The 19,374-nt window shown below is 70.6% G+C and carries 19 protein-coding genes; 7 read left to right on the top strand and 12 right to left on the bottom strand.

The window, feature by feature from the left end:
- Positions 1–4 precede the first annotated feature (4 nt).
- From ACZ3I3_RS28355 to ACZ3I3_RS28325, 7 genes are all read left to right on the top strand, one after another.
- A complete protein-coding gene (locus ACZ3I3_RS28355; protein WP_467369708.1) occupies positions 5–775 on the top strand; it encodes a DeoR/GlpR family DNA-binding transcription regulator in 771 nt (256 codons plus the stop codon).
- Positions 776–853: 78 nt separating this feature from the next.
- Positions 854–2,227, top strand: coding sequence for an ABC transporter substrate-binding protein (locus tag ACZ3I3_RS28350; RefSeq protein ID WP_467369706.1), 1,374 nt, complete (start codon positions 854–856; stop codon positions 2,225–2,227).
- Positions 2,224–3,165, top strand: a complete 942-nt coding sequence (locus ACZ3I3_RS28345) for a carbohydrate ABC transporter permease (protein ID WP_467369704.1) — start codon at positions 2,224–2,226, stop codon at positions 3,163–3,165. Before ACZ3I3_RS28350 ends, ACZ3I3_RS28345 begins: the two co-directional genes overlap by 4 nt.
- Positions 3,162–4,013 carry a carbohydrate ABC transporter permease gene (locus ACZ3I3_RS28340; RefSeq protein ID WP_467369702.1) on the top strand — a complete coding sequence of 284 codons (852 nt, stop codon included), beginning with the start codon at positions 3,162–3,164 and terminating at the stop codon, positions 4,011–4,013. The genes ACZ3I3_RS28345 and ACZ3I3_RS28340 overlap by 4 nt, the downstream gene beginning before the upstream one ends.
- Positions 4,010–4,999 (top strand): zinc-dependent alcohol dehydrogenase family protein, encoded by a 990-nt coding sequence (locus tag ACZ3I3_RS28335; RefSeq protein WP_467369700.1) that lies wholly within the window; start codon positions 4,010–4,012, stop codon positions 4,997–4,999. The genes ACZ3I3_RS28340 and ACZ3I3_RS28335 overlap by 4 nt, the downstream gene beginning before the upstream one ends.
- 74 nt (positions 5,000–5,073) lie before the next feature.
- A complete protein-coding gene (locus ACZ3I3_RS28330) occupies positions 5,074–5,295 on the top strand; it encodes a hypothetical protein (RefSeq protein ID WP_467369698.1) in 222 nt (73 codons plus the stop codon).
- A gap of 64 nt (positions 5,296–5,359) precedes the next feature.
- A complete protein-coding gene (locus ACZ3I3_RS28325; protein WP_467369907.1) occupies positions 5,360–6,571 on the top strand; it encodes a TerD family protein in 1,212 nt (403 codons plus the stop codon).
- Positions 6,572–6,600: 29 nt separating this feature from the next.
- On the opposite strand, the gene ACZ3I3_RS28320 is transcribed toward ACZ3I3_RS28325, so the two are convergent.
- The 12 genes from ACZ3I3_RS28320 to ACZ3I3_RS28265 all read right to left on the bottom strand — a co-directional run bounded on the left by ACZ3I3_RS28320 (position 6,601) and on the right by ACZ3I3_RS28265 (position 19,226).
- Entirely contained in the window at positions 6,601–7,509 is a 909-nt protein-coding gene (locus tag ACZ3I3_RS28320) for an alpha/beta fold hydrolase (RefSeq protein WP_467369696.1), read from the bottom strand.
- Positions 7,510–7,592: 83 nt separating this feature from the next.
- On the bottom strand, positions 7,593–8,171 hold the full coding sequence (locus ACZ3I3_RS28315) for a TetR/AcrR family transcriptional regulator (RefSeq protein ID WP_467369694.1): 579 nt from the start codon (positions 8,169–8,171) through the stop codon (positions 7,593–7,595).
- Between the two features lie 72 nt (positions 8,172–8,243).
- Positions 8,244–8,876 carry a DUF6461 domain-containing protein gene (locus ACZ3I3_RS28310; protein WP_467369693.1) on the bottom strand — a complete coding sequence of 211 codons (633 nt, stop codon included), beginning with the start codon at positions 8,874–8,876 and terminating at the stop codon, positions 8,244–8,246.
- A gap of 40 nt (positions 8,877–8,916) precedes the next feature.
- On the bottom strand, positions 8,917–9,789 hold the full coding sequence (locus ACZ3I3_RS28305; protein ID WP_467369691.1) for a carbohydrate ABC transporter permease: 873 nt from the start codon (positions 9,787–9,789) through the stop codon (positions 8,917–8,919).
- Complete coding sequence (locus tag ACZ3I3_RS28300; RefSeq protein WP_467369689.1) at positions 9,779–10,798, bottom strand: carbohydrate ABC transporter permease; 1,020 nt, start codon at positions 10,796–10,798, stop codon at positions 9,779–9,781. Before ACZ3I3_RS28300 ends, ACZ3I3_RS28305 begins: the two co-directional genes overlap by 11 nt.
- A gap of 1 nt (position 10,799) precedes the next feature.
- A complete protein-coding gene (locus ACZ3I3_RS28295; protein WP_467369687.1) occupies positions 10,800–12,092 on the bottom strand; it encodes an ABC transporter substrate-binding protein in 1,293 nt (430 codons plus the stop codon).
- A 250-nt stretch (positions 12,093–12,342) separates the two neighbouring features.
- Positions 12,343–13,380, bottom strand: a complete 1,038-nt coding sequence (locus tag ACZ3I3_RS28290; RefSeq protein ID WP_467369685.1) for a LacI family DNA-binding transcriptional regulator — start codon at positions 13,378–13,380, stop codon at positions 12,343–12,345.
- 57 nt (positions 13,381–13,437) lie between these two features.
- Complete coding sequence (locus tag ACZ3I3_RS28285; RefSeq protein ID WP_467369683.1) at positions 13,438–13,842, bottom strand: VOC family protein; 405 nt, start codon at positions 13,840–13,842, stop codon at positions 13,438–13,440.
- A gap of 187 nt (positions 13,843–14,029) precedes the next feature.
- Positions 14,030–15,070: a 1-aminocyclopropane-1-carboxylate deaminase gene (locus tag ACZ3I3_RS28280; RefSeq protein ID WP_467369681.1), complete on the bottom strand. Its 1,041-nt coding sequence runs from the start codon at positions 15,068–15,070 to the stop codon at positions 14,030–14,032.
- A gap of 37 nt (positions 15,071–15,107) precedes the next feature.
- Positions 15,108–15,749: a GntR family transcriptional regulator gene (locus tag ACZ3I3_RS28275; protein WP_467369680.1), complete on the bottom strand. Its 642-nt coding sequence runs from the start codon at positions 15,747–15,749 to the stop codon at positions 15,108–15,110.
- A 90-nt stretch (positions 15,750–15,839) separates the two neighbouring features.
- The gene (locus ACZ3I3_RS28270) at positions 15,840–17,423 is read right to left on the bottom strand and encodes a TROVE domain-containing protein (protein ID WP_467369678.1); all 1,584 of its coding nucleotides are present in this window, start codon (positions 17,421–17,423) and stop codon (positions 15,840–15,842) included.
- A 360-nt stretch (positions 17,424–17,783) separates the two neighbouring features.
- On the bottom strand, positions 17,784–19,226 hold the full coding sequence (locus tag ACZ3I3_RS28265; protein WP_467369676.1) for an alkaline phosphatase PhoX: 1,443 nt from the start codon (positions 19,224–19,226) through the stop codon (positions 17,784–17,786).
- Positions 19,227–19,374 lie beyond the last annotated feature (148 nt).

Below are 19,374 nucleotides of genomic sequence, written 5' to 3'. Positions count from 1 at the left end.
CGGCATGAGCACGAGGACGGCGGAAGAACGCCAGCGCGAGATCGTGCTGGCCGCGCGGCGCGCCGGCTCCGTCGACGTCACCGCCCTCGCCGCCGAACTCGGCGTGGCCAAGGAAACCGTACGGCGGGACCTGCGCGTCCTGGAGGACCACGGCCTGCTCCGCCGCACCCATGGCGGCGCCTACCCCGTGGAGAGCGCCGGCTTCGAGACGACGCTCGCCTTCCGCGCCACCAGCCACGTCCCCGAGAAGCGCCGCATCGCGACCGCCGCCGCCGAACTGCTCGGCGACGCCGAGACCGTCTTCGTCGACGAGGGCTTCACCCCCCAGCTCATCGCCGAGGCACTCCCCCGGGACCGGCCGCTGACCGTGGTCACCGCGTCCCTGCCGGTCGCCGGCGCCCTCGCCGAGACCGACAGCGTGTCCGTGCTGCTGCTCGGCGGCCGGGTCCGCTCCGGCACCCTCGCCACCGTCGATCACTGGACGACGAAGATGCTGGCCGGTTTCGTCGTGGACCTGGCGTACATCGGCGCCAACGGCATCTCCCGCGAATACGGCCTCACCACCCCCGACCCGGCCGTCAGCGAGGTCAAGACCCAGGCGGTGCGGGCCGCCCGCCGCACGGTCTTCGCGGGCGTGCACACCAAGTTCGGAGCGGTCAGCTTCTGCCGGTTCGCCGAGGTCGGCGCGCTGGAGACGATCGTGACGAGCACGCTCCTCCCGGCGGCCGAGGCCCACCGCTACTCACTGCTCGGCCCGCAGGTCATCCGCGTCTGACCCACCGGTCCCCGTCCCCGCAGAGCTCAGCCATGTCCTGCCATGCCCCTTATCTCCCCATAAATTCAGGAGCGATCCATGCGAACCCAGAGCCGACGACGGCCACCGCGAGCCACGCTCGCCATGGCCGCCGCAGGGACGCTGCTCGCCCCGCTGCTCTCCGGCTGCTGGGTCGGGGCGGGCGGGGCCGGATCCGGCGGCGACGCCATCAACGTCCTGATGGTCAACAACCCCCAGATGGTCGAGCTCCAGAAGCTCACCCGCACCCACTTCACCAAAGAGACCGGCATCAAGGTCAACTTCACCGTCCTGCCCGAGAACGACGTCCGCGACAAGATCAGCCAGGACTTCGCCAACCAGGCCGGCCAGTACGACGTCGCCACGCTGTCCAACTACGAGATCCCGATCTACGCCCGCAACGGCTGGCTGCACGAGATGAACGGCTATGTCGCCAAGGACCCGGCCTACGACGAGCAGGACATCCTCAAGCCGATGCGCCAGTCCCTCACCGGGGACGACGGCAAGCTCTACGGCCAGCCCTTCTACGGCGAGTCGTCGTTCCTGATGTACCGCAAGGACGTGTTCGAGAAGAAGGGCCTGACGATGCCCGCGCGCCCCACCTGGCAACAGGTGGCGGACCTCGCGGCGAAGGCGGACGGCGCCGAACCGGGCATGAAGGGCATCTGCCTGCGCGGCCTGCCCGGCTGGGGTGAGGTGATGGCCCCCCTGACCACCGTCGTGAACACCTTCGGCGGCACCTGGTTCGACAAGGACTGGAAGGCGCGGCTCGACTCCCCCGAGTTCGAGAAGGCGACGAAGTTCTATGTCGACCTGGTCCGCGAGCACGGCGAGTCCGGCGCCGCCCAGGCCGGCTTCGCCGAGTGCCTGAACAACATGACCCAGGGCAAGGTCGCCATGTGGTACGACGCCACCTCCGCGGCCGGATCCCTGGAGGCGGCGAACTCCCCGGTCAAGGGCAAGGTCGGCTACGCCCCCGCCCCCGTCGAGAAAACCGAGTCCGCCGGCTGGCTCTACACCTGGGCCTGGGGCATCCAGAAGGCCTCCCGCAACTCCGACGACGCCTGGAAGTTCGTCTCCTGGGCGTCCGGCAAGAAGTACGAGCAGCTGGTCGGCGACCGGATCGGCTGGTCCAACGTGCCGGCCGGCAAGCGGGCGTCGACGTACGCCAACGCCGACTACCGCAAGGAGGCCGCCGCCTTCCAGGAGATGACCAAGGAGGCCATCGAGGGGGCCCGGCCGAACGATCCCGGCGTGCAGCCGCGGCCCGCGCCCGGCATCCAGTTCGTCGGCATCCCCGAGTTCACCGACCTCGGCACCAAGGTCTCCCAGGAGATCAGCGCGGCCATCGCCGGACGCCAGTCCGTCGAGTCGGCCCTGAAGAAGTCGCAGGCGCTCGCCGAGAAGATCTCCGAGGAGTACGAGGGACGATGACCGCCATGACCACGGCCCCCGTGGCCGCTCCCGAGACACGCACCCCCATCCGCCGGCCCTCCGCCCGCCTGCGTGCCTGGGCCACCCGCGCCCCGCTGCTCCCCGCCCTGATCTTCATGATCGCCGTCACCCAGCTGCCCTTCGTGGCCACGCTGGTGATCTCCTTCTTCGACTGGAACTCCCTCTATCCCGACGCCCGCCACTTCACGGGCCTCGGCAACTACCAGGAGGTCCTGACCGACGCGGACCTGCGCCAGTCGGTGTGGACGACCGTCCTGCTGACGGTGGCGGTGGTCCTGGCCAGCCTGGTGCTGGGACTCGTCCTCGCGCTGCTCCTGGACCGGAAGTTCCGCGGCCGGGGCATCGTGCGGACGCTGCTGATCGCACCCTTCCTGGTGGTACCGGTCGCGGCGGCCCTGCTCTGGAAGCATGTGCTCTACAACCCCGAATACGGCCTGTTCAACGGATTGTTGCACTATGTGGGCGGCCCCCAGCCCGACTGGATCTCCAACACCCCGCTGCTCGCGGTCGAAGCGTCGCTCGTCTGGCAGTGGACGCCGTTCATGATGCTGATCCTGCTGGCCGGCCTGCAGAGCCGGGACCACCAGCAGATCGAGGCGGCCCGGGTCGACGGCGCGAGCGACTGGCAGATCTTCGTCCACCTGACGCTCCCGCACCTGCGCCGCTACCTCGAACTGGGCGCCCTGCTGGGCTCGATCTACATCGTCCAGAACTTCGACGCCGTCTTCACGATCACATCCGGCGGCCTGGGCACCGCCAACCTCCCCTACACCGTCTACCAGAGCTTCTACCAGGCCCATGAGAACGGCCTCGCCTCGGCCGCGGGCGTCCTGGTGGTCATCGGCTCGATCATCATCGCGACCTTCGCCCTGCGCGTGGTGTCGTCCCTGTTCCGCGAGGAGGTGTCCGGCGCATGAGCACGAACGCCCTGAGTGTCCGCCGTGTCCGTGGCAAGGGTGCGGGCCTGGGCCTGCTGGCCTGGCTGCTCGGCATCGCGTTCTTCCTGCCCATCGCGTGGATGGCGCTGACGTCCTTCCACTCCGAGCAGGACGCGGCGACCAACCCGCCGTCCTTCGCTGCCGCCCTGACCCTGGACGGCTACCGCGAGTTCTTCGGCGCGGGCGGCGGCGCGAGCCCCTGGCCGGCGCTGATCAACTCCACCGTCGCGTCCCTCGCCTCGACCCTGCTGGTCCTGCTGCTGGCCTTCCCGGCCGCGTACGCGCTGTCGATCAACCGGGTCCGCAAGTGGACGGACGTGCTGTTCTTCTTCCTCTCCACGAAGATGCTGCCGGCGGTCGCGGGCCTGCTCCCGATCTACCTCTTCGCCAAGAACGCCGGGATGCTCGACAACATCTGGCTGCTGGTCATCCTCTACACCTCCATGAACCTGCCGATCGCGGTGTGGATGATGCAGTCGTTCCTCGCCGAGATCCCGGTCGCGGTGATCGAGGCGGCGAAGGTGGACGGGGCCCGGCTGCCCACGATCCTCGCGCGCGTGGTCGCCCCGATCTCCCTCCCCGGCATCGCCGCCACCGCCCTGATCTGCTTCATCTTCAGCTGGAACGAGCTGCTGTTCGCCCGGGTGCTCACGGGTGTGGTCGCCGAGACCGCCCCCGTCTTCCTGACCGGCTTCATCACCAGCCAGGGCCTGTTCCTGGCGAAGGTGTGCGCCGCGTCGCTCGTCATCTCCCTGCCGGTGCTCGCCGCGGGGTTCGCCGCCCAGGACAAGCTGGTCCAGGGCCTGTCGTTGGGAGCCGTCAAATGAAGGCCGCCGTCATCGAGTCCGTGGGCAAGGCCGTCGTCGCCGAGGTCCCGGACCCGACGCCAGGGCCGCGCGAGGTCGTCGTCGAGGTCGCGGCCTGCGGGCTGTGCGGCACGGACCTGCACATCCTCCAGGGCGAGTTCGCCCCCAAGCTGCCGATCGTGCCCGGGCACGAGTTCGCGGGCGAGGTGGTCGGGGTCGGCACCCAGGTCACGGAACTGTCGGCCGGCGACCGGGTGGCGGTGGACCCGTCCCTGTACTGCTTCGAGTGCCGCTACTGCCGCACCGGCCACAACAACCTCTGCGAACGCTGGGCGGCGATCGGCGTCACGACGGCCGGAGGCGCGGCGAAGTACGCGCTCGCCCCGGTGGCGAACTGCGTGAAGCTCCCCGAGCACGTCCGCACGCAGGACGCGGCCCTCGTGGAGCCGCTGTCCTGCGCGGTACGCGGCTACGACGTGCTCCGGTCCCGCCTCGGCGCGCACGTCCTGATCTACGGCTCCGGCACGATGGGCCTGATGATGCTGGAGCTGGCCAAGCGCACGGGCGCGGCGAGCGTGGACGTCGTCGACGTGAACCCGGCCCGCCTGGAGACGGCCCGCCGCCTCGGCGTCTCGGCGTCGGCCGCGAGCCCGGACGAACTCGACCGCCCGCAGGGCTGGGACCTGGTCGTCGACGCCACGGGCAACGCGGCGGCGATCCAGGACGGCCTGGACCGGGTGGCGAAGGCCGGCACGTTCCTGCAGTTCGGCGTGGCCGACTACGCGACCCGGGTGACGATCGACCCGTACCGCATCTACAACCAGGAGATCACCATCACCGGCTCGATGGCGGTGCTGCACAGCTTCGAGCGCGCGGCGGAACTCTTCGCGAACGGTGTCCTCGACCCCGACATCTTCATCAGCGACCGCATCCCGCTGGAGCGGTACCCGCAGGCGCTGGAGCAGTTCGCGTCAGGGGTCGGCCGCAAGATCGTGGTCGTGCCGTAGGACGACGGACCGCCGCGTACGGGGGCAGGCGAAATTCGCTGGGGCGCCTGCCCCCGCCCCCGTACGCTCACGGCATGCCACGACCCCACGGATTCGCTTACGAGCAGCACGCGGGCGGAACCGTCCGCATCACGCACCACGGCCGCCCCGCCACCACGCTGAACGGGCCCCGGGCCGCCCAGTTCCTCGCCGAGGTCGAGACCTCCGACCCGCAGCTCGTCATGGCCCGCTGGACCGGCAACTACAAGCGGGGCAACGAACGCGCGGCCCGGGACCACCCCCGCAATCGCCGCTGACCCGATTGGCCGCAGGGTAAGGGAACGGCAAAACCACCTCGCTCGTTCACGGGTCATGACAGCTATGACCCCCGGCTCGAACATCCCCCTGTCCGCCGCCCGCGTGACGGTGGACGTCGCCGCCCCGGTGCGGCTCGACGTATCGGGCCTGCTGCTCACCGCCGACGGCAAGGTGCGCTCCGACGACGACTTCATCTTCTACAACCAGCCTTCGGGCGCGGGCGTGACGTACCGCTCGGGCGGCGGCACCGCGCCCGACGCGATCGTGGTCGACACGACGACCGTGCCGCCCGGCATCGAGAAGATCGTCGTCACGGCCAGCCCGGACGCCGCGGGCCAGACCTTCCGGGGCATCGAACCGACCGCCACGATCCGCAACGCGGACGACAACTCCGTCCTGGCGTCCTTCACGCCCCCGCAGCTCGGTGACGAGACGGCCCTGGTGATCGTGGAGATCTACCTGCGCAACGGCCAGTGGAAGGCCCGGGCCGTCGGCCAGGGCTACGCCAACGGCCTCGCGGGCATCGCCACGGACTTCGGAGTCTCTGTGGAGGAGCCGGCCGCGGCAGCCCCGGCCCAGCCGGTGACCCCGCCGCCGGCCCCGGCGCAGCCGCCGGTGGCACCCCCGGCCCCGCCCGTCACCACACCCGCGGCGCCCCCCGCCCCGGCGACGCCCCCGCCGCCCGCGCCCGGCGCCGGGAAGATCAACCTCGACAAGGGCCGCGTCAGCCTCCAGAAGAATCAGACCGTCTCCCTGATCAAGGGCGGCCGCCCCCTGCTCTCGCAGGTCAAGATGGGCCTCGGCTGGGAGCCGGCGTACCGGGGCAAGGACATCGACCTGGACGCCTCGGTCATCGCCTACGGCCCGCAGCGCAACCACATCGACAGCTGCTACTTCGGCAAGCTGTCCATCGTCGGCGGCGCCATCAAGCACTCCGGCGACAACCTCACGGGTGAGGGCGGCGGTGACGACGAGGTGATCGTGGTCGACCTCGGCCGCCTCCCGCAGGAGGTCACCGGCCTGGTCTTCACGGTCAACTCTTTCTCCGGCCAGAAGTTCACGGAGGTCGCGAAGGCCTACTGCCGCCTCCTGGACGGCGCGACCGGCGAGGAACTGGTGCGCTTCGACCTCACCAGCGCCGAGCCGCAGACCGGCGTGATGATGGCCAAGCTGATCCGCCAGTTCTCCGGCGAGTGGGAGATGACGGCGATCGGCGACTTCGTGAAGTCCCGCACGGTCAGGGGAATGGTGAAGCCGGCGGCCCAGTCCCTGTAGCCAGGGGCCGGAGCCGGCATCCGCCGAAGCTAGTGGGCCGGCTGCTGGACATGCACCCTGCCGAGGAAGTCCCGCACCAGGGCGACGACTTCCTCCAGGTGGGTCTCCAGCAGCCAGTGCCCGCCGTCGAGCAGGTGCAGTTCGGCGTCCGGCAGGTCCCGCAGATAGGCACGTGCGGCGCCCTCCGGCATGTAGCCGTCCTGAGGGCCCCAGGCGATCAGCGTCGGAGGGCGGTGTTCCCGCAGATACGTCTGGTACTTCGGGAACCAGTCGAGGTTCTCCCGCAGGCCCTCCATCAGCCCGACCATGATCTCGCGGCGCTGTGGTGAGGCCAGCAGCGGCCAGGACAGCTTCCACAGGTCGGGACTGATCCGTTCGACGAGCCGCTCGTCGATCTCGCCGACGAACTCGTCGCGCAGCCCCTCCTCGGTCACCGCCTCCAGCAGCCGCGCCCGCCCTTCGGGCGTCGGGTGGTCCCAGTACTCCCGGAGCGAGCTGTACTTCGGGCCGAGCTCGTCCTCGTAGATGTCCCCGTTCTGGATGATGAGCGCGGCGACCCGCTCAGGTGCGCGCATCGCCAGCCGCAGCCCGATCTGCGAGCCGTAGTCGTGCAGGTAGAGCGCGTACCGCCGGAGCCTCAGCGCGTTGGTGAACCGCTCCAGGAAGCCGGCGTACCCGTCGAAGGTGTACGAGAAGCCGGCCGGGTCCGGGGTGTCGCTGTAGCCGAAGCCGGGGAAGTCGGGTGCGATGAGCCGCCACCGGTCGGCCAGGGCCGGCATGAAGGCGCGGAACTGGAACGAGGAGGACGGATAGCCGTGCGGCAGCAGTACGGCGGGGGCGTCGGGGGGACCGGCCTCACGGTAGAAGACGCGGGTCCCGTCGACGTCCGCGTACCGGTGTGCCGTCGTTCGGGCCGGGTTGTCGATCGTTCTCGCCACCTGTGTCGGTCGGGCACGGAGAGAGCCGGAGTACCCGCGGAACCCCTGGAGAAACCGACGGCACCGCGCCGGTCGGCGGCCCTTCAGGTCCGCGCCGATGGCCGCAGCCCCTCCGTCAGCAGCGCCAGATACCGCCGGATGTGCCCGCCCTCCCCGTCCGCCAGCTCCGCCGCCGTCGACACGCCGTGAGCCAGTCGCAGTACGTCGACCGGGTCGACGTCCCGCCGGAGCGTGCCCTCCTCCTGTGCCGCCCGGACCAGGCGCCCCGCCGCGCTTCTCACCGAGTCGCCGCAGGCCGTGGCGACGGTCGAGCCGCTCTGCGTGACGGCCGGGCCCAGCAGGGCCCGCAGGCCGCGCATCCGGATCATCCCGGCGCCGAGTTCGTACAGCCACTCCCCCAGCGCCTCACCCGGCGGCAGTTCCGCCGCGAGTTCGTTGGCCCGGGCCGCGATCGCCTCGACACGGTCGAGGTACACGGCTTCCAGCAGCGCGTGCCGGGTCGGGAAATGCCGGTACAGCGTGCCGGAGCCGACCCCGGCACGCTTGGCGATGTCGTCGAGCGACGCGCCCTCCCCGTGCTCGGCGAAGGCCTCCACGGCCACGTTCAGCAACCGCTCGTAGTTGCGCCGAGCATCCGCCCGCATGGGCCTGACCTGCGCCATGCAGCCACTCCTCACGAACCGGGGAACCTCTCCGTACCTTAATTCGGAGTCGGAGCGGAGAACGCCGGCCCATCACGCCGGCGACTGCCCCTTGATCAGAGCGGCGGGAACGGCCTGGTGCAGCACCTGCTCGCGAGGGAGCGTCAGGCGGAACGTCTCCTCCACGACGGCGAGGGACTTGGCATGGGCCGCGTCCCTGTCGTCCTCGTCCGGGATGCCCGCGGCCCGCACCGCTTCGGCGAGCAGCTCCGGGCGAGGATCGGTGATCTCGTGCGACCAGGTGTGCATGTACATCTGGAAGCCGCACACGTAGGCGCCGTCACGGAAGTAGCCGAACTCCGGCGGCGGCAGCTTCGGATTCTGCGTCTCGTAGGAGAGCTGGAACACGTGGTCGCCCTGCTCGGACAGGCCATCGGTGTAGCCGGGCCCCATGCGCCCGGGCCACTCCCCGTACGCCACGGCATAGGACAGGTCCGCGCTCGTGCCGTAGCGCACCGCGACACTGTCGTCCCGGCCGCGGTCCCGGTCGCGCCGGGCGAGGAACCCGAGCAGCTCGTCGGCGCTGTGGTCGCCGAGCTCCACGGGAGGCTCGCCGCCGGCGAGGCGCCGCACCAGCTCCTCGGGCTCCACGCCCCGGGCCAGAGTGACGCAGTACCCCAGCCAGGTGAGGTCCTCGCGGGCCAGCCACGCCACTCCGTCGTTCATTTCGCCCTCCAAGGCACTACCCGGTGTCGCACGTCACGCCTCACATCTTCATCGCCCCCGCCGCCAGGTCCCGCAGGAAGTGCCGCGCCCCGATCAGAAAGACGACGATCAGCGGGATGACACTCATCAGCGCACCGGCCATCACCAGCGAGTAGTCGGTGTTGTAGAGGATGTTGAGATTGGCCAGGGCGACCTGGAGGGTGACCTTGTCGGGGTCGATCATGACGACCAGGGGCCAGATGTAGTCGTTCCAGAGGCCGATGAACGTGAAGATGCCGAGGAAGGCGAGAGCCGGCCGGAACAGTGGCAGGACGACCGTCCAGTAGAGGCGGAAGAAGCCGGCTCCGTCGATCCGCCCGGCGTCCAGCAGTTCGTCCGGCAGCGAGTTCTGCGCGTACTGGCGCATCCAGAAGATGCCGAAGGCGTTCGCCGCGCCGGGAATGATCAGCGCCTTCAGGGATCCGGCCCAGCCGAACTCGGCCATGGTCACGAACTGCGGCACCAGGGAGAGCTGCGCGGGGATCATGTACGTCACCAGCAGCATGCCGAAGAGGAACTTCTTCGCCGGGAACTCGTACTTGGCGAAGGCGAACGCGGCCAGCGAGTCGAAGAACAGCACCAGCACGGTCCCGAGCACGGCGACGACGACGGTGTTGAACAGCGAGCCGAAGAAGTCGACGGTGTCGAGCACCCGCCCCATGTTGTCCAGCAGATGCGGCCCCGGCACCAGCTTGGGCGGGTAGCGGTAGATGTCCTGCGTGGTGCCGGAGGCCAGCACCACCAGCCAGTAGAAGGGGAACAGCGAGACCAGCACACCGAGCAGCAGCACCGCCCGGACACAGCTGCGGCCGAGCCTGCTGCCGGAGCCGATGGCCAGGCCCGCGCTCCCGGTCGACCTCTCGTCAGCGGCCACGGCGAGCCCCCTTGCGGCGCAGCAGACCGGCGATGCCGGGCCGGCGGTCGTCGTCCGAGCCGGCGACCAGCCGCCAGTTGATGACGGTGAAGACCGCGATGATCGCGAAGAGCACCCAGCCCATGGCGGCGCCGTAGCCGAACTGGTGCTCCTTGAAGGCCTTCTGCCACAGGTAGAGCACGATGGTCATCCCTTCCTGGCCCGGCCCGCCCGTGGTTCCGACGTCGGTCGACTGGAAGAGCACCTGGGACTCGGTGAAGATCTGCAGCCCGTTGATGGTGGAGGTGACGGCGGCGAAGAGCACCACGGGCCGCAGCTGCGGCAGGACGACCCGGAAGAGGGTCTGCCTGCTGTTCGCGCCGTCGACGCGGGCGGCCTCGAAGTGCTCGGTGGGGATGGCCTGGAGGCCCGCGAGGAAGATCAGCGCGTTGTAGCCGACCCACCGCCAGATGATCATGATGGAGACGGACGACTTGATGCCCCACTCCGAGGACAGCCAGCCGACCCCGTCCAGCCCGATCGCCCGCAGCGCCGAGTTGGCGAGGCCCGCCTGGGCGAAGACCGAGCCGAAGACGACGGTCATGGCGACCATCGAGGTGACGTTGGGGACGAAGTACGCCACGCGGTAGGCCCCGGCGAAGCGGACCTGCGAGTGCAGCAGGAACGCCAGCACCAGGGCCAGGAACAGCATCGGCACCGTGGACAGGAACCAGATCTCGAAGGTGTTGAGCACCGAGTGCCAGAACACCGAGTCCTGCAGCAGCCAGCCGTACTGCTTGAGCCCGACGTAGCGCATGTCGCCGATGCCGTCCCAGTCCTGGAAGGACAGGTAGACGGAGAAGAGGATCGGGAAGGCGCCGAAGACCGCGAACAGCACGTAGAACGGGGAGATGGCGAGCAGCGGCGGGAAGTGACGCCTGCGGCCGCCCGGGGTGATGGGCTTCGTCGGGCCGGCCGGCGGCTTCTCGTTCGCCGCGGGCGCTCCTGCCGGGTCGAGCACGGTCGCCATGTCAGCTCACCCCCACCCGGGACAGCGTGGTCTCGGCGGTGTGCACGGCGTCCCGCCAGGCCCGGTCGGGGTTCTTGCCGAGCATCTCCACATTGGTCAGCTCCTGGAAGAACGGGGTGTTGGCGGACTCCTCGTAGGGGCTGAAGTAGACGACCGGGGCCTTCTCGGCGGCCGGTCCGAAGACGTCGATGGGCTGCTGACCGCCGAAGAAGGGGTCGGGCTTGTGCATCGCCGGGTCGGCGTACGCGGCCGGGGTGGTGGGGAACAGGGCCATCTCCTGGTAGCTCTCGAGCTGGTTCGCCGGGCTGAGCAGCCACTTCAGGAAGGCGAAGCCGGCCTCGGGGTCCCGGCAGTAGCGGGTCAGCGTCATGTACGAGCCGCCGTAGTTGGCGGGGCCGTCCGGCATGGTGGTGAGCCGCCAGGACCCCGCGGTCTTCGGGGCGGTGTCCTTCAGGCCGTTGATGGCCCACACCGCCGTGGTCATCGTGGCGATGCGGCCCCCGCTCATCGCCGCGTTGAAGTCGGGTGTGCCGTCCGTGATCCGGGCGCTGAGCCCTTGGCGGAGGATGTCCACGGACAGGTCCCAGGCCCGCCGGACGTGCTGCTGGTCGCCGATGAAGCGGTTGTCGGCGTCGACGAACTGCCGGGGGCTCTGGAGCAGGACCTGCTGGAAGACGTTGCCGATGTTGCTCACCAGGTACGGCTTGCCGGGTCCCTTCGCCCGCAGGGTCCGCCCGGCGGCGATGAACTTCTCCCAGCCGGCCATCTCCTCGGCGACGTCCGCCGGTTCATGGGCCAGTCCGGCTTCCCGGAAGAGGTCCCTGCGGTAGTAGAGCGCGGTGGGGCCGGCGTCCAGAGGGAAGCCGATCATCCTGCCCGTCGGGGTGAAGCAGGCCTTCCACTTCCACTCGAGGTACTGGTCGCGGACGGACTCCGCGCCGAGTTCCCGCAGGTCGAGGAACTCGTTCTCGTCGGGGAAGAACGTGGCGAGGTTGTCGTTGTTCACGACCGTCACATCCGGCACGTAGGCGCGCGCGGCCAGGCTGGTGCGCACCTTGGAGTCGATGTCGCCGTCGGGGATCTGCGAGCCGCGCACCTTCAGACCCGGCACTCCCGGTACGCCCCGCCGGGCGGTGGCGAGCAGTCTGTCGCTGAGCGAGCCCTTCCAGTACCAGAGGCTGAGGTGATCGGTGCCGGCGGAGGCCGATCCCTCCGCCGACCCGCATCCGGACAGTGCGAGCAGACCCGCCCCCGCGCCGCCCAGGGAGGCCCCAAGAAAGCGTCTGCGGGACATCGTTCGGTGTTCCATGGCGCGGCACTCGCATCTCACGGGGATGGGGGGAGGCTTCCCCTGGTGAGGGAAGGGAAGACAACGATGTCGGCGGGCGCGTGGTGGTCGGGCCGACGGTGTGGCGGTGGGGGTTTCAGGAGCTCGTGAACGTTCACGTGAGCGTTGCCGTCGAGTATCGAGGCGTCCGAAAACCGGTGTCAAGGGAGCTGCACGGAACGATCTGCCGACGCCCGCTCGTACGGGGCCGGGCGGGTCAGGCGGAGGCGCGGACCACCAGCTCGGGCACCACCCACGCGTCCGCGCCCCGCAGCGGCTCCTCACCCGCGCGCAGCCGGGCCACCTGCTCCACGGCCAGCCGTCCCAGCTGCCGCTTGTCGATGTGCAGGGTGGTCAGGGCGGGCTCCACCAGCTCACCCAGGGAGAGGCCGTCGAAGCCCAGCACCGCCAGATCGTCCGGAACACTCCGGCCATGGCGGCGGGCGGCGCGCATCGCCCCGACCGCGATCAGGTCGTTGAAGCCGAAGACCGCGGTGATCTCGGGCCGCGCCGCCAGGAGCCGTTCCATCCCGGCCTCGCCACCGGCGACGCTGTGCTCCGGGCACACCACGACCCACTCCTCGTCGACCGGCAGTCCGAGCCGCCGCACCTGCTCCAGGAAGGCCAGCCTGCGCGGGCCGGGGCCGTGCACGCCGTCCAGCATGCCGATCCTGCGGTGCCCCGCGCGGAACAGGTGGTTCAGGCCCTGCTCGACCCCGGTGGCGGCGTCGATGCCCACGGCCGCGAACCGGGTCTGCTGCGGGCCGCGCTCCAGCAGGACCAGCGGCACGCCTCCGAGGTGCTTGGTGAGGACGTCGTCCGGGTCCTTGAAGTAGCCCACGACCGCGTCCGCCTGGTGGGAGAGCACGTCGAGCGCCTGCCGCTCCCTGGCCTCGTCGATCCGGGAGTCCCACACGACCACTTGCCAGCCGCGCTGCTCGGCCGCCTCCAGCACCCCGGCGGCCACCTCGGGGAAGAAGGGGTTCCTCAGGTCCGGGATGACCAGGCCCGCCGTCACCGCGCCCTTCTGGACGAGTCCGCGCGCGAAACGGCTGGGCCGGTAGTCCAGGAGCCGGGCCGCCTCCAGGACCCGTTCCTTGGTGGCCGGGTCGATCTCGCCCTTGTCGTTGACCGCCCGGGAGACCGTCTGCCGTGACACCCCGGCCAGTCGTGCGACGTCGTGGATCGTGGCCCGGCGCCGGGCACCCTCGGGCCGCTCGGCACCCGGCTCCGCCCGCTGATCGTCGGTCCACATGCTGAGCACTTTATCCGGCTGGGGACCCCGCCCGGCAGGGGCGACCGCTCGGGCCCCTCAGGCGTCGAGCTCGGTGAAGAGCGTCAGCTGGAGGGCGCCCGGGGCTTCGAGTCGGGAGTTCAGGGAGTTCCAGGGGGTGCGGGTGGGCTCGGCGACCACCTCGGCTCCGGCGGCGGCCAGCTTCGCCGTGACGGCGACGGAGTCGTCCACCTGGAAGGCGACCCGGACGTGTCCGGCCACCCGCCGCCCCACCTCGACCTCGTCGATGAAGGCGGCGTGGTTCGGGTCGGTCAGCTCCAGGGTGGCCCGCCCGGCCTCCAGGATCGTGACCCGCCCGTCCTCCGACGCGAACGCGCCCTGCTCGGTCAGGCCGAGCACGTCCCGGTAGAAGTGCAGGGCTGCGTCGTAGTCGTCCGCGGTCACGACCAGACGGAGTTCTCGCACGGCTGGTTCGTCGGGCATGGGGGCTCCTCCTGGGGCTCGGTCAACCGCTGACAACCCACGTGCCGGCCGGGTGATTCCCGCGCGCCCCGTCAGGGGCGCGGGGAACTGCGCGAACAACCACGACGCACCCGCAGCCGTCCACCACCGCTACCCGGCAGACGCGAAGCCCGGCGCAGCGCTACCGCGGGGTCCTCACAGTCACTGCTCAGAACAGCGCGCTGTACGCGTTCAGCGCCGGCTGCCCGCCCAGGTGGGCATAGAGGACCGTGGAGTCCCGGCCGATCTCGCCCCGCGAGACCAGGTCGATCATCCCGGCCATGGACTTCCCCTCGTAGACGGGGTCGGTGACCATCCCCTCCGTCCGGGCCGCGAGCCGCATCGCCGCCAGGGTGGACTCGTCGGGGATGCCGTACGTGCCCGCGTGGTACCGCTCGTCGAGTTCGACGTCGGACTCCGTCACCTCACGCTTGAGGCCGATGAGCTGCCCGGTGTTGTGCGCGATCCGGGCGACCTGGCCACGGGTCGCGGCGGGTTTCGCCGAGGCGTCGATGCCGAGCACGCGCCGGGGCCGCCCGCCCGCCTCCTCCAGCGCGGCGAACCCGGCGACCATGCCGGCCTGGGTGGAGCCGGTCACCGAGCACACGACCACGGTGTCGAAGAAGACACCCAGCTCACGCTCCTGCTCGGCGACCTCGTACGCCCACCGGGCGAAACCCAGGCCGCCGAGCGGATGGTCGGAAGCCCCGGCCGGGATGGCGTACGGCTTGCCGCCCGCCTCCTCGACCTCCCTGAGCGCCTGCTCCCAGCTCTCCTTGAACCCGATCCCGAACCCGGCCTTCACCAGCCGTACGTCGGCTCCGGCGAGGCGGCTGAGCAGGATGTTGCCGACCTTGTCGTACACGGCGTCCGGCCAGTCCACCCAGCTCTCCTGCACCAGCACGCACTTGAGCCCGGCCCGGGCGGCGACCGCCGCGACCTGACGGGTGTGGTTGGACTGCACCCCGCCGATCGACACGAGCGTGTCGCAGCCCTGCGCGAGCGCGTCGGCGACCAGGTACTCCAGCTTGCGGGTCTTGTTGCCGCCGTAGGCGACACCGGAGTTGCAGTCCTCGCGCTTGGCCCAGAGGGCGGCGCCGCCGAGGTGCGCGGTGAGCCGCTCCAGGGGATGGACGGGCGAGGGCCCGAAGAGCAGGGGGTAACGCTCGTACGAGGCAAGGGAAGGGGAAGGGGACGGGGAAAGGGACATGGGTCCTCCCGGAGTCGGGACGGGATGGCGATCGGTCTCAGTCGGCGAGCTCTTCGAGCCCGCGCCAGATCTCCGCCGTGACGCGGACCGCCTCGGCCACGTCACCGGCCGCGCAGGCCTCGATCAGCCGCTCGTGCAGCCCGGCCGAACGGCAACTGCCGCCCTCGCCGAAGCGCTGTCGCTCCAGGCGGCGGATGAGTGGGGTGTAGCGGGCGACGGTGGCGGCGGCGGCGCGGTTGCCGCTCACCCGGACGAGGACGTCGTGCAGCGCGTCGTCGGCGCTCAGGGCCCCGACCACGTCTCCCGTGCCGACGGCCGCGGCGAACCGCTGGTTGGCGGCGCGCATCGCCTCGATGTCCGCGGCACCCAGCCGGGGCACGGCGACCCGCGTCACGAGCTCGTGCATGGCGCCGACCACGGCGGCGGCGTCCCTGACGTCGGAGGCCACGAGCGGGGTCACCCGGGTGTAGCTCTGCGGCTTGCTCTGCAGCAGCCCCTCGTCCACCAGCCGGGAGAACGCCTCCCGCACCGGCGCCCGGGACAGCCCCAGCCGCTCCGCCAGCTCGGCGTCCCGCACCACCGCACCGGGTTCGATCTCCCCGGCCACGATGGCGTCCCGGATCGCCTCGTACGCGCGGTCCCTGAGCAGGGTCCGGGGCACGGGCCGGATGGCCTCCATAACTGAAATGTTAGATGTCAGTCTCCGTGAGAACAAGGGCCCGGACGAGATCGTGGCCCGCACTCCCCTCGCGGTGCGGGCCACGGCCCCTCAGGCCGCCCAGGGCCAGTCGGCGTCCCGGGAGGCCTCGACCAGCGGAACCATCCGGAATGCCGCGTCCGACAGGCCTGCGAAGACGTGCCTGTTCGCGGTGCCGGACGGACCGTGGCCCGCCCGGTATCCGGCGAGGTTCCAGGTGTAGACCGGCACGCCGGCCGGGACCTGCTCCGTCGGGTCACCCTGGTGGTGGTGCGTGTACTGCTCGTCGGTGACGATCAGCACCCGGTCGTGCTTCCGGTAGTGCCGGCGCACCGCCTCGGTGGTGTCGGTGCCGCCCAGGTCGCCGAAGCGGTCGAGGATCTTCAGCACCGACTCGCCCTTACGGAACTTCACGCGGCCGCTCGTCGAGCCGAACTCGACCAGGTCCGCGCGCTCCGCCCGCAGCGCGAGCGCCGTGCCGAAGATCGCGGCGGCGTCGGCGCGGTTGAGCTCCGACCGGTCGGACAGCCGGGACCAGAACATCGAGCCCGAGCGGTCCACGAGCACCAGCGTCCGGCCGGGCAGCGCGGGCACGTTGGCCAGCGAGTGGCCGAGCGCCCGCTCCAGCGCGTACGACCAGCGCAGCGACGGCGCGTGCTGGTACGCGGCGAGGTACCGGAAGGGGAACTGCCGTGAGCGCGCGACCTCGGCCGGGTCGCTGATCCGCGCGGCGACCCGCTCGACGACCTCGTCGGACACCCCGGCCTCGTCGAAGTTCCGCAGGTTGCGCACGAGAGCCATGGTGCCCATGGACGGGATCACGGCCTCCCAGGCCGCCTTGTCCATCGGCCCCTGCAGCCAGCCCGCCAGCGTCTCCCACGTCATCCCGGCCGCGGCCAGCCGCTCGGCACCGCCCTCGGCGGTCACGACCGCGCGCCGCTCCGCCACCGGCAGCGCCATGAGCTCGCGGTGCGCGGTGAGGACGCGGTCCGACGCGGGCGGCACCGCGGTGTCGGGGTGGTGCCGCCGGTCGAGGGCGTAGCGGAACAGCTCGCCCTGCCAGGGCTTGTCCGGGTCCGGGGCGGCGTGCACGAGGTTGAGGACGTCGCCGAAGCGGTAGCCCTTGGAGGCGGTGTCGTACTTCAGCAGCGCCTTGCCGTGGTAGAGCCGGCGTACGGCGTCGGCGATGCCCCGCTTGACCGGCTTGGGCACGCTGCGGCCGTACGTCGCCGTCCAGTACGCGAGCAGTTCGCCGGGCTCGTCGGGCCGCTGGAGCACGGAGGCGACGACCTGCCGGCCGGTCGGGCCGCCGGTCGCGCCCGCGTCCAGGCGGGCCTTGACGTACTCGGCGGCGCCGACGACGGAGGCCGTGCGCAGGTTGCCCTCGCCGCGCAGCCAGCCGAGCAGGCCGGCCGTCCACGCCGGGTCGGTGACGGCGAGTTCGCGCACGAGCTTCGCGAAGCGGTCGTCGCGGTCGGCGCCGGTCTCGTAGAAGGTCTGCTGGGAAACGAAGTTGGACACGGCGAGCAGGAAGAGCTCGGAGCGTGCGTCACGCTCGCGGCCCCGGCCGCCCTCGTAGGTGCGCAGCACCCGCCCGGTGGAGGTCACACGGGAGACGGGACGTGCCCGCGCCGCCTTGCCGTTGAATCGCGCCATGATGAATTCCCCCGAATTCTTTACAGGTTCCCGAATGCTTGAGAGGTTTCCGGGGGAAGCGCGCATGAGAAAGGTGGGCGCCCGAGGACAGAAGCGGCGACGGACTTATCCGGATGCTCTGCCGATTGAGCTACAGCGACCCGAAGTCGCTGACGGGATTCGAACCCGCAACATTCCGATCAAATGAAGTAACCGTTGCCTGCGCACCGGGCACCCACCCCATGCTGCGCCTCCCGAGATCAAGTCGGCGGCGGCGTCGGATTCTTTGGAAGAGAAGTAGCCGCTGCCATCGCACCGGGAGGTGCGTGACGTTGTGATCTCACTGTAGGAGGCGCAGCGCGGGCACTGCGAGCGAATTAATTACCGCTGCTGCCGCTTCCAGGGGCCGGTGATGGCGAGCAGGATGCCCGGGTCCTGGATGTTGGCGTAAAGGGTCTTGCCGTCGGGCGAGAAGGTGACACCGGCGAACTCGCTGTACTCCGGCTCCTCTTCGGTGCCGACGTTCAGGTCGTTGCGGGCGATCGGGTACGTGCGACCGCTCTCGGTGGCGCCGAAGAGGTGCGAGACGCCCTCGCCGTCCTCGGCCAGGACGATGCCGCCGTACGGGGAGACGGTGATGTTGTCGGGACCGTCGAACGCGCCGTCCTTGGACGGGTCGGGGTTCACACCGAGCAGCACCTTCAGTGTCAGTGTCCGGCGCTTGGGGTCGTAGAACCAGACCTGGCCGTCGTGCCGGCCGGGGCTCTCCTCACGGGCGTACGAGGAGACGATGTAGGCACCGCCGTCGCCCCACCACATGCCCTCCAGCTTGCGGGCGCGGGTGACCTCGTCGGCGGCGAACTGCTTGCGCACGGGGGTCGTACGGGCGTCACGGTCGGGCACGTCCACCCAGTCGACGCCGTAGACGGTCCCGGTCTTGGTGGCGCGGGACAGGTCGTCGACGAACTTCCCACCGGAGTCGAAGCACTTGGGCGCCTGGAGGACACCGGCGTCGTCGGCGAGCCCACGGAACTTTCCGGGGCCGTACGCGAAGCCCTTGGGCGGGGTCCAGCGGTAGAAGAGACCGTTGGGCTCGTCGTCGTCCTCGGTGAGGTAGGCGTGGCCGCGCTTGGGGTCGATGACGACGGCCTCGTGGTCGTAGCGGCCGAAGAACTTCAGCGGCTTGGGGCTGCGGTTGGCCCGCCGGTCGCTCGGGTCGACCTCGAACACGTAGCCGTGGTCCTTGGTCATGCCGTTGACGCCGGCCCTGTCGGAGTTCTCCTCGCAGGTGAGCCAGGTGCCCCACGGCGTACTGCCACCGGCGCAGTTGGTGGAGGTGCCCGCGATGCCGACCCACTCCGCCACCCGTCCGTCGGGGCGTATCTCGACGACCGTGCAGCCGCCGGCCGCGGCCGGGTCGTAGACGAGGCCCTCGGTGAGCGGCACCGGGTACTTCCAGTTGGCGCGCGGGCCCTTCAGCTCGTGGTTGTTGACGAGCAGGGTGGTGCCGCGGGGGCCGTCGAAGGTGGCGGTGCCGTCGTGGTTGGACGGCGTGAACTCGCCGGACTCCAGCTTGGTCTTACCGCTGTGGGTGATGATGCGGTAGGTGAAGCCCTCGGGCAGGGCGAGGATCCCCTCGGGGTCCGGTACGAGTGGCCCGTAGCCGACCCCGTGCCGGGCGTCCGCCGCGCCCTCCGCACTGTCGGTGTCGTAGGACGCGAGGGCGTTGGGCGCGGTGGCGAGGGAGCCGACGCTGCCCGCCAGCACGACACCGGCACCGGTGATCGCGGAGTTTCTGGCGAAGTCCCTGCGGGTGAGCGACATGGGTGTCTCCTGTGACGGGGGGTTGCCGTGGAGGGTGGCGGACCTCGATCACCGCCACCGTCCCGCTCATCCATGAACACCGGTTGAACAACACCCCAGGGGCGCGGGGAACTGCGCGACAAGCCACGACGGCGCCGCACCCGCATAA

The organism is Streptomyces sp. NPDC016851 (assembly GCF_055562795.1).
Note: the sequence above shows the minus strand (reverse complement) of the source record. Positions and strands in the feature narration are given on the sequence as shown.